This is a genomic window from Sphingobacterium sp. GW821-FHT03E03 (genome assembly GCF_059420745.1).
The window spans coordinates 24,932-34,995 of record NZ_JBWKUH010000039.1; the positions used below are offsets into that span (position 1 = coordinate 24,932).

General features: G+C 41.3%; 7 protein-coding genes and 1 tRNA gene. All 8 read left to right on the forward strand.

Annotated features, from left to right (window positions below; genetic code table 11):
- Positions 1–71: 71 nt before the first annotated feature.
- The 8 genes from AC07UV_RS24365 to AC07UV_RS24400 all read left to right on the forward strand — a co-directional run bounded on the left by AC07UV_RS24365 (position 72) and on the right by AC07UV_RS24400 (position 10,049).
- Positions 72–1,928 carry an outer membrane protein assembly factor BamB family protein gene (locus tag AC07UV_RS24365; RefSeq protein WP_495185636.1) on the forward strand — a complete coding sequence of 619 codons (1,857 nt, stop codon included), beginning with the start codon at positions 72–74 and terminating at the stop codon, positions 1,926–1,928.
- A 42-nt stretch (positions 1,929–1,970) separates the two neighbouring features.
- Positions 1,971–3,797 carry a glycoside hydrolase family 9 protein gene (locus tag AC07UV_RS24370; RefSeq protein WP_495185637.1) on the forward strand — a complete coding sequence of 609 codons (1,827 nt, stop codon included), beginning with the start codon at positions 1,971–1,973 and terminating at the stop codon, positions 3,795–3,797.
- Between the two features lie 50 nt (positions 3,798–3,847).
- On the forward strand, positions 3,848–4,492 hold the full coding sequence (locus AC07UV_RS24375) for a polysaccharide deacetylase family protein (protein WP_495185638.1): 645 nt from the start codon (positions 3,848–3,850) through the stop codon (positions 4,490–4,492).
- A gap of 21 nt (positions 4,493–4,513) precedes the next feature.
- A complete protein-coding gene (murQ, locus tag AC07UV_RS24380; protein WP_282251833.1) occupies positions 4,514–5,326 on the forward strand; it encodes an N-acetylmuramic acid 6-phosphate etherase in 813 nt (270 codons plus the stop codon).
- 37 nt (positions 5,327–5,363) lie between these two features.
- The gene (locus AC07UV_RS24385; protein ID WP_223581595.1) at positions 5,364–6,854 is read left to right on the forward strand and encodes a sodium:solute symporter; all 1,491 of its coding nucleotides are present in this window, start codon (positions 5,364–5,366) and stop codon (positions 6,852–6,854) included.
- A gap of 69 nt (positions 6,855–6,923) precedes the next feature.
- A complete protein-coding gene (locus tag AC07UV_RS24390) occupies positions 6,924–7,739 on the forward strand; it encodes a purine-nucleoside phosphorylase (protein ID WP_282251839.1) in 816 nt (271 codons plus the stop codon).
- A 23-nt stretch (positions 7,740–7,762) separates the two neighbouring features.
- Positions 7,763–9,832: a putative porin gene (locus AC07UV_RS24395; RefSeq protein ID WP_495185639.1), complete on the forward strand. Its 2,070-nt coding sequence runs from the start codon at positions 7,763–7,765 to the stop codon at positions 9,830–9,832.
- 139 nt (positions 9,833–9,971) lie between these two features.
- Positions 9,972–10,049, forward strand: a tRNA-Val gene (locus tag AC07UV_RS24400).
- Positions 10,050–10,064 lie beyond the last annotated feature (15 nt).

A 10,064-nucleotide genomic window follows, 5' to 3' on the forward strand; every position in this document is an offset into this window, starting at 1 on the left:
TATCATGCATAAAAACGCATTTATATTTTATGTTTACGCATAAAAACGCTATTTTTAAGAAAACTTTATCCATGAAACCGAAGCTTAAAGCCTTAATTATTGCATTATTGTGCATTATCAATGTGTCCTTTGCGCAGTCTTTTAAATTTGCCCATGTTACGGATACACATGTCGGTGGTGCAACAGGGGAGGAAGATCTGCGACGTACTGTAAAGGATCTTAATACATTGAAAGACATCGATTTTGTTATACTCTCAGGAGATATTACTGAATTTGGGGCTGATCAGGAACTGAAATTGGCAAAGCGGATTTTGGATAGTCTGCAGTTGCCTTGGTATGTAATTCCGGGTAACCACGATGGAAACTGGTCTGAAAACGGAGCCAATACCTTTCGTACTGTCTTTGGTGGTGAGACTTTTTTCTTTAAACATAAGGGCTATGAATTTATTGGAACAAACTCTGGTCCGAATATGCGCATGAGCCCAGGGCAGATACCACGTGAAAATCTGGTGTGGATGGATTCTATCTTTGCTGCGAACCCTGACAGGCAAACACCATTAATTTATATTAACCATTATCCACAGGATTCTTCTCTTAACAATTGGTTTGATGCATTGAAGCGCGTTAAAACACGCAATGTTCAATTGGCTTTCTGCGGACATGGACATGCTAACAAGGCCTATGACTGGGAAGGGATTCCGGGTGTAATGGGCCGATCCAACCTACGTGCAAATAAAGCTGTCGGTGGCTATAATATTGTAACCATCGCTGGTGGAAAAGCGACTTATCAAGAGCGTAATCCAGGAATTGGTACACAAGAAAAACCTTGGTTAGAAGTACCTTTGTTTGACCATCGCTATGACCGCGAAACTACAACTTATCCACGGCCGAGTTATGCGGTCAATGAGAAGTATGCAGGTGCTGTCCGTGTGAACTGGACTTTTGAAGATGCAAGTGATATTGGTGCAGGGTTGACAATCTATAAAAACAAAGTTGTTACATCTAATACTGCGGGTGATATCTTTGCCCTGGACCTTAAATCCGGTAAAAAACTGTGGTCTTTTCGGACTGGAGGGAAAGTGTACTCCACGCCAGCAGTTTGGAAGGGTATTGTTGTAGCCGGTTCTTCGGATCACTTTATATATGCTGTCAATGCGGAAAATGGAAAACTACTCTGGAAGGTACAGACAGATAAGGCAGTATTGGGTTCGCCACTGCTGCATGATGGTGTCGCTTTTATCGGCGGTTCGGATGGTAAATTCAGAGCCTTGGATATAAAGACTGGTAAATTAAGATGGAGTTTTGATCAGGTCAAAGGGTTTGTATCGACTTTGCCAACGTATTATTTGAGCAATATCATCTTCGGTTCGTGGGGAAATGGATTTTATGCATTGGATGCCAAAACTGGAAAACTATCCTGGGAATGGAACAATGGCCACGCCAATCGGATGTTTTCGGCTGCCGCCTGCAATCCTGTTGGGGTAAATAATCGCGTATTTGTTGTTGCACCGGATCGGTTTATGACTGCATTAGACGCAAAGAATGGGACTGTGGTCTGGCGAGAAAAGAAAGACACTATACGTGTGCGAGAGTCTATGGGATTGGCAGTAAATAAAAAACAGGTTTACGTGAAGACAATGGATGGCGATCTGTTGGGGATTTCTTCCACAGGCGAGAAAATGGACGTAATTTGGAAAGCAAAACTAAAATTGCCTTATGAATTGACGCCTTCGGCGATAAAAACAAATCGTAAATTGGTGTTTGTGCCGAGTCATTCGGGTTTGCTTTCGGCTGTTGATGCAAAAACAGGCGATATAATGTGGCAATATAAAATTTCCAATGGCATGGTCAATCCTGTCGTGGTAAACGGTAGTAATGAGGTGATTGCAAGTACGATGGACGGTAAAATAGTTTCTTTGAGGTTTTAAACAACCGTTTGAGTTGATTTTATTAAAAATAAATGCCTTATTATGATAAAAGAATGTCTAAACTTCTTAAATTTACGTCAAGCTTTTTTGCTTGTTTTTGCATGTTTTGTTTGTAACTTTGCGGAAGCACAGCAAAATGCTTGGATTCGAATAAATCAATTAGGCTATACACCGGCAGGTAAAAAAGTCGCGGTATGGGGCGGGAAATCAATCAGGCAGCTTCGTTCTTTTGAGGTTAAAGATACAAAGACTGGTAAATCAGTGTATGCTCATCCCGTAGGGAAAGATTATGGTGTTTACGGCCCTTTTGTGCAGAGTTTTCGATTCGATTTCTCGGCTTTACAGGATACGGGAAGTTTTTTTATCCAGGTAGGAGAAATCAAATCTCCTCATTTTAGGATAGCCCGCGATGTCTATAAGGGTGCAGCGGACTTTGTGTTGCGCTACATGCGTCAACAACGGACATTGTTTAATCCTTTTTTGAAGGATAGCTGTCATACGCACGATGGTTTTACGCTGTATGCCGGTAAAGTCGGTGTAGCCGATAGTTCACATATTGATGCTGGGGGAGGTTGGCATGATGCTTCTGATTATTTGCAATACGCGACTACGTCGGCAAATGCAACATTCCATCTGCTGGCGGCTTATCGGGACTTTCCCAAGGTGTTTGCTGATCAAAAGCAGGCAAATGGTCTGGATGGGAAGAACGGTCGTGCCGATATATTGGATGAAGCTAAATGGGGACTGGACTGGTTGCTGAAGATGCATCCAAAGGCGGATCAGATGTATAATCAGATTGCGGATGATCGGGATCATGCCAGTATGCGTATGCCCAAGGAGGATCCTTATTATGGGCGGGGATTTGAACGCCCGGTGTATTTTATAGATGGCGAGCCGCAACAAAGGGGCAAGTTTATGAATAACACTACCGGAACAAGTTCTACAGCAGGGAAATTGAGTAGCGCTTTCCGTTTGGGATCTATGCTTTTTGGGAAGGATGATAAAAAATATGCAAGGCTGTTGTCTCAGAAAGCAGAGACAGCTTATGCGTATGCAAATATAAAGCCTGGGGTGACACAGACGGTTTCGGTCAAATCGCCCTATATCTATGCCGAAGACAATTGGGTGGATGATATGCAGCTGGCAGCGGCAATGGGACTTTCGGTAACAAAGAAAAACAAGTTTGCCGAAGAGGCTATGCAGTATGCCAGACAAGAAAAAATAACACCCTGGATGATAACAGATACTGCTGCGCACTATCAGTGGTATCCTTTTATCAACCTGGGGCATTATGAATTGGCTAAAAAAATAAAAGGACAGGATCGCGAGGAGATTGTTTCATATTATAGACAAGGTATTGAAGAGGTCAATAAACGTGCGGAGCAAAATGCATTTTTAAGAGGGGTTCCTTTTATCTGGTGCAGCAACAATCTAACAGCTTCTTTCGCAATGCAATGCCTTTGGTATAAAGAGCTGACAGGAGATAATCAGTTTGATGAACTGGAGCAGGCAAATTTCGATTGGCTCTTTGGTGCTAATCCATGGGGTACAAGTATGGTCTATGGTCTTCCATCTTGGGGCGATACACCAATTGATCCACATTCTGCTTTTACTTATTTGGGTAAACACCCGATTGATGGCGGGCTGGTAGATGGTCCAATAATGGCATCTACTTACCGTAACCTGATCGGTATTAAACTGAATAACCCTGATAGCTATGCGGACTTTCAGAGTGACCTGGCTGTTTACCATGATGATTATGGTGATTACAGTACCAATGAACTCACCATGGATGGAACAGCTTCATTGATCTACTTGCTAGCGGCTAAAGAAGGAAAGGCATTGGAGGAGCCTGTTGGAAAAAAGTAATCAGGGATGTCTTCGGTGCGGTTGTCCGCGGTGATTCTACAACGAAAAAAGTGGCCTTACTTTTTACAGGGCATGATTTGTCAGAGGGAACAGCAGTGGTTTTGAAAAGTTTGAGGCGTCATCACGTGAAGGGGAATTTTTTCTTAACAGGAGATTATCTACGGAACGCAAGATTCAAGCCTTATATCCGGCAGATGTTGAAAGACGGACATTTGGTGTCGGGGCATTCAGATAAGCATCTTCTGATCAGCGATTGGGGGAGTCGGGATAAGTTGCAGGTCAGCCGGGATTCGTTCCTGCGGGATTTGAAGGCTAATCTGATTGAATTGGCACTTTCTGGGGTAGATACAAGTAAGCTACATTATTATATTCCTTCTTATGAATGGTATAATAGCCAGACGGTGGCATGGGCCAAAGAAATAGGGTTGTCTTCAATCAATTATACACCCGGAATAAGGACCGCTGCGGATTACAGCTATCCCGAAATGGGGAAACGTTATCTGTCTTCTGCAGCAATTTTGGAAGGCCTTTGGTCTCAAGAAACGAAATCCGGCCTGAATGGTTTTATGGTGTTGATCCATATGGGGACAGACGAAAGACGGAAAGATAAACTATATCATCATTTGGATGATATAATTAAGATATTAAAAAAGAAGGGGTATCAAATCGTGGATATTCCTAGTTTATTGAATTAAGAAATACAATATATATTAAGAATGGTTAATACAACGGAGAAAGATTCGAATTATCAGGATTTGGACAAGATGTCTGTACATGAATTATTGACTAATATCAATAACGAGGATAAATCTGTGCCACTAGCTGTTGAAAGCTCTATTCCTCAGATCGAAGCATTGGTTAAGGTTACGGTAGAGAAAATGAAGGCGGGTGGTCGGACATTTTATATCGGAGCTGGTACAAGTGGTCGATTGGGAGTATTGGATGCGTCTGAATTGCCTCCGACTTATGGTGTACCATTTGAGTGGATCATTGGGTTAATTGCTGGTGGGGATACGGCGATCCGTAAGGCTGTGGAATTTGCTGAGGATGATCTGGAGCAGGCCTGGAAGGATATGGAAGCTTATGATATTGATGAGAATGATGTCGTGATCGGTATTGCTGCTTCTGGTACTACGCCTTACGTCATTGGTGGCTTGAAGACTGCAAACGAAAAAGGACTGATAACAGGTTGTATCGTTTGTAATGACGGTTCTCCGATTGCTGAAATTGCACAATATCCTGTTGAGGTCATTGTAGGGCCAGAGTTTGTGACCGGGTCTACTCGTATGAAGTCTGGTACAGCACAGAAACTTGTATTAAATATGTTCAGTACAGCAGTAATGATTCAGCTGGGCCGTGTTAAAGGGAATAAAATGGTCGATATGCAGTTGTCAAACCATAAATTGGTTGGTAGGGGGGTACGCATTATTATGGATCAGACTGGGGCAACTGAAGAGGATGCAGCAGCTTTGTTGGAACAATTTGGCAATGTAAGGCAAGCGATTGAAGCCTATCAGGCAACACATTAAAATTATCAGCATCAAAATCACCTATTAAAAACAAACTATGTCACCAGTTATATTATTATCCTTTATTGTGATCTATTTTGCGGTTTTACTCGCAGTAGCACACTTCACCTCAAAAGGATCTTCCGACAACTCTACCTTCTTTGTCGCTAACCGAAATTCGAAATGGTATATGGTTGCCTTTGGGATGATCGGTACTGCGCTTTCCGGTGTAACTTTTATTTCTGTTCCCGGTGCTGTTGGCGCTTCAGAATTTAGCTATTTTCAATTTGTGCTAGGTAATGCTGTTGGCTTTATCATCATTGCTTATGTATTGCTGCCACTTTACTACCGGATGAATCTGACCTCCATCTATACTTATTTGGAGGAACGTTTTGGGCATACAACTTATAAAACCGGTGCTGCTATTTTTCTGATTTCGCGTACCATTGGTTCAGCCTTTCGTTTATATCTGGTTGCAATTGTCCTACAGCATTTTATTTTTGATGCCTGGAATGTGCCTTTCGCGATTACAGTAGTGATCTGTTTGGTGCTTATCTGGCTATATACCAATAAGGGGGGCTTAAAGACGATTATTGTCACAGATACTCTACAGACTACCTTTTTAGTGACTGCCGTTATTCTGTCGATCTATTTTATGGCTAAGGGATTGGACTTCGGGATCGTAGATACATTCGAAGCGGTTAAAGAAAGCAGCTATTCCAAAATCTTCTTCTGGGATGATTTTGTCGGCAGTAAAGCAAACTTTTGGAAGCAATTCTTGGGTGGAATTTTTGTGACTATTGCTATGACGGGACTTGATCAGGACCTGATGCAAAAGAATCTGTCTATGGGAACGATCAAAGAAGCACAAAAGAATATGATTACATTCACAAGTGTATTTGTGGTGATCAATATTTTCTTTTTAGCGGTGGGAGCCTTGTTGTATATCTATGCGGCAAAAAATGGTATTGATGTGTCACAACTGGCGACACGCGACTACCTCTATCCGGAGATTGCGTTGAACCACTTGGCTATCGTTCCGGCGATTATATTTATGATGGGGCTTACTGCAGCGACATTTGCAACAACCGATAGTGCGCTTACAGCATTGACAACTTCGTTCTGTGTGGATTTCCTGAACTTCAATAAAAAGGAAAATCCCAATGATCCCGCTCTCATCAAACAGCGTAATTATGTTCATTTTGGTTTTTCGATTGTGATGCTATTAGTGATACTCGTATTTAAGCTGATCAATGACGACTCAGTGGTGAATGCGATATTTACTGCGGCAAGCTATACCTATGGTCCATTGCTGGGATTGTTTGTTTTTGGAATCTTCACAAAATCTGCTGTCCGGGATAAGGCGGTGCCTTATATCTGTGTGCTTTCACCAACGATATTGTATTTACTGAAAACCTATGTGATTGAGGTGTATACACCTTATGTTATTGGACTGGACCTGATTATCATCAATGGTTTTATCACTTTCTTGATGCTTTTGGTCAGTTCTCCAGGCAAGGCGAGTGAAAAGGCACTTTCGCATAACTAAGCCGCGATATTTGATTTGTACGTACAAAAAAATTAAGTTAAGTTTGAGATACTTAGTTTTTTTGTACGTATGTATCATAGCATAAATGAGACTACGGAGTTTATCCGTAGAAAAATCGGAGATTTTACTCCAGAATTCGGTATCATCCTGGGTACTGGCTTAGGTAAATTGGTTGATGAGATTGAGATCGAATATCAGCTGATGTATTCCAATATTCCTAATTTCCCCATCTCTACAGTAGAATTCCATTCCGGTAAATTAATTTTTGGAAAATTAAATGGCAAGAATGTAGTTGCCATGCAAGGAAGACTCCATTATTATGAGGGGTATGATATGCAGCAGATTACTTTTCCTATTCGGATCATGAAAGTGCTGGGCGTCAAAAAGCTCTTTGTGTCAAATGCAGCGGGATCCCTGAATCCAGATGTCAGGAATGGAGATCTGGGTATTATTGAAGATCATATCAATTTATTGCCTGACAATCCATTGCGTGGGCAAAACCTGACTGAATTTGGGCCTCGTTTTCCGGATATGAGTGAACCGTATAATCGTGTAATGATTGAACAGGCACTTGAAATTGCAGCAAAGAACGGAATTACAGCACGAAAGGTTGTGTACGTCTCCTCACAGGGACCAAACCTGGAAACAAAAGCTGAATACCGCTTCATGCGAATTATAGGTGGGGATGTAGTCGGCATGAGTACGGTGCCAGAGGTGATTGTTGCCAATCATATGGCTCTTCCGGTATTTGCAATCTCTGTTGTTACGGATGAGGGCTTTCACGATGTGTTAAAACCTGTGTCTTTGCAGGAAATCGTAGCTGTCGCTGAGAAAGCGGAACCTAAGATGACATTAATTTTGAAAGAATTAATAGCTTTGCAGTAAATTTAGACTATATACAATTTTAGATGAAGTTGATCGTACGCGTTTTAGCCGCACTGTGTGTCTTACTTGTTTGTTCCATGGATGTAATTGCGCAAAGCAAGGAGGAGTGGAGCAGCGCGTTGGATTCGGCGAGAGCCAAAGAAGATGGAAAAAAAGATTCGGTTATCCTGTCTGCAAAGTATATCCGTTATGCGACATTGGATATGCTAAAAAAAGGAACTTATACAAGGCAAATAGATACGTCACACCATAATTACCAATATTATAATCCCCAAAACACACCCTGGAATCCCAGTGTGAATCTAGGGTCGTATGGTCTTGCTACTCGCGACTTATTATTCCAACCCAAAAAGACAATTGGATTTCAGTCTGGATTCACTGCTTTGGAGCGTTATTTGTTGAACCCGGATTCTGTTCAATATTTTAGGGCTCGGGCGCGTTATTCCGAACTGTCAGCAGTAGGGTTCTTTTTCAATGATCAGGTCTTTAGGGCCCGGGTAGCACAGAATATCAATTCGCAATGGAATATGAATGTTGACTTTCATTCAACGAAAACAGATGGATTTTATCTTAATCAGAATTATTCGGATCTGAAGGCATCCATTGCATCGTGGTATGAGTCTAAAAATAACCGTTATAATTTATTGATCAACGCTGTTTTCAACCGCTTGGATGCAATGGAGAATGGCTCTACTGTTGAAGACCGTCCATTTGCTCCCGAAAATAAACAGTCTCCGGATCGGTTTCCTGTCAAATTTCAGGATGCTACTAATGCGACCGTGCCGAGATCGAAATGGTGGGACAATTCGCTGTTCTTGCGTCAGTCGCTCTATGTCGGTCGGATTGATACTGTCGATAAGGGAAAGCCGACCATGCAGATCTATCCGACAAACAGTATGGCGCATAACACCCGCATAAGAAGGCAGACCTATAACTTCTTCAAGAACATGAACGACCGGGCTGCTGCAATGCCTTACAATAATAAAGCATTTGCGCTGAACAATGATAAAACAGCGATCACTAATGTTTCCAATGAGTTTGAGTATAATTTCTTTCTGCGTGGCAAATCAATTTTTAAAAATGAAGCTAAGCTGAACCTTGCTTTTCAGCATGATATGAACTGGGTGGAGCAGAGTCAGGTAGACTCATTGCGTTACTATAGCAATCAGGCCGCGTACCCCGAACCACTTAAGAAATTGCCAGATAGTACAACATTTGATCGTTTCTATCAAAATGGAATTGTCAAGGGTGAGCTAGGTTATAAATTTTCAGATCGGTTAGATTTCAGCTTAAAAGCCAATCAGATTGTTTTTGGCCATAATATAGGGGATTTCCTCTATGAAGCAAAGGCGGATATTTCCATGGGAGATAAAATCGGAAAGGTGACTCTTTCTGCCTATTCGCAGAACAAATCTCCTGAAATGATTTTTGAGAACCTGAACTATACTTATGGTAACTGGAATGATTTGGGGCTAAAAAAGACCAAAATTCAAAATGTGGCCTTTCAATATCGTAACCCTACATTGGGTTTTAATGGAAAGGTTGAGTATTTTCTGATGAATAACTATACTTATTTTGAAGAGCTGCCGAATCCGCAAAACGACCGTAGGAAGGATAAATGGATTAATCCGGCGCAACTGGATAACGCCAATTTATTGAAAGTGAGTGTGGGCCAGAAATTTAAACTCAATCATTTTACACTTGATAACTTGGTGGTTTATCAAAAAACTGATCAACAGAGCGTATTGGCTATTCCTGAGGTTTATACTTGGCATAGTCTCTATTATAGCAATCTCTTTTATAAAGTCATTGATTATAGTATAGGTATTGATGCCAAATTTAATACGCCTTATGCCAATCCAAATTACTCGATAGGAACAGGGCAGTTTTATAACGCTTATCAGCAGATAGAATTTTCTACTTATCCGATTATGGACTTATGGATTACCGCCAATATACAGCGGGTCAATATGTTTTTAAGTTATAATTTCCTAAATCAGAATTTCTACCCGAATGGTTATTATACTGTGCGACGTTATCCAATGAATACAGCCAACTTTAGATTTGGTATTTCGTGGAAGTTCTACGATTAATTGCTGTGAAAATTATGTGGGTGTTTTTTAGCTTGTTGCAGTTTTAAATGTAGAAAATCTTTGAAAATAATTTTGAGAATAGAATTTTTAAGCTATATTTGCACACGCAATTAGGGAACGGCGTTCTTTAAAAAAGTATGGAGGCTTAGCTCAGCTGGTTCAGAGCATCTGCCTTACAAGCAGAGGGTCACAGGTTCGAATCCTGTAGCCTCCACCATACAAAGTCGGAGAA

What these genes read in the sequence shown, in the direction of transcription:
- AC07UV_RS24365 (WP_495185636.1), top strand. Translation starts at nt 72, where the DNA reads ATGAAACCGAAGCTTAAAGCCTTAATTATTGCATTATTGTGCATTATC.
- AC07UV_RS24385 (WP_223581595.1), top strand. Translation starts at nt 5,364, where the DNA reads ATGTCACCAGTTATATTATTATCCTTTATTGTGATCTATTTTGCGGTT.
- AC07UV_RS24370 (WP_495185637.1), top strand. Translation starts at nt 1,971, where the DNA reads ATGATAAAAGAATGTCTAAACTTCTTAAATTTACGTCAAGCTTTTTTG.
- AC07UV_RS24395 (WP_495185639.1), top strand. Translation starts at nt 7,763, where the DNA reads ATGAAGTTGATCGTACGCGTTTTAGCCGCACTGTGTGTCTTACTTGTT.
- AC07UV_RS24390 (WP_282251839.1), top strand. Translation starts at nt 6,924, where the DNA reads ATGTATCATAGCATAAATGAGACTACGGAGTTTATCCGTAGAAAAATC.
- murQ (WP_282251833.1), top strand. Translation starts at nt 4,514, where the DNA reads ATGGTTAATACAACGGAGAAAGATTCGAATTATCAGGATTTGGACAAG.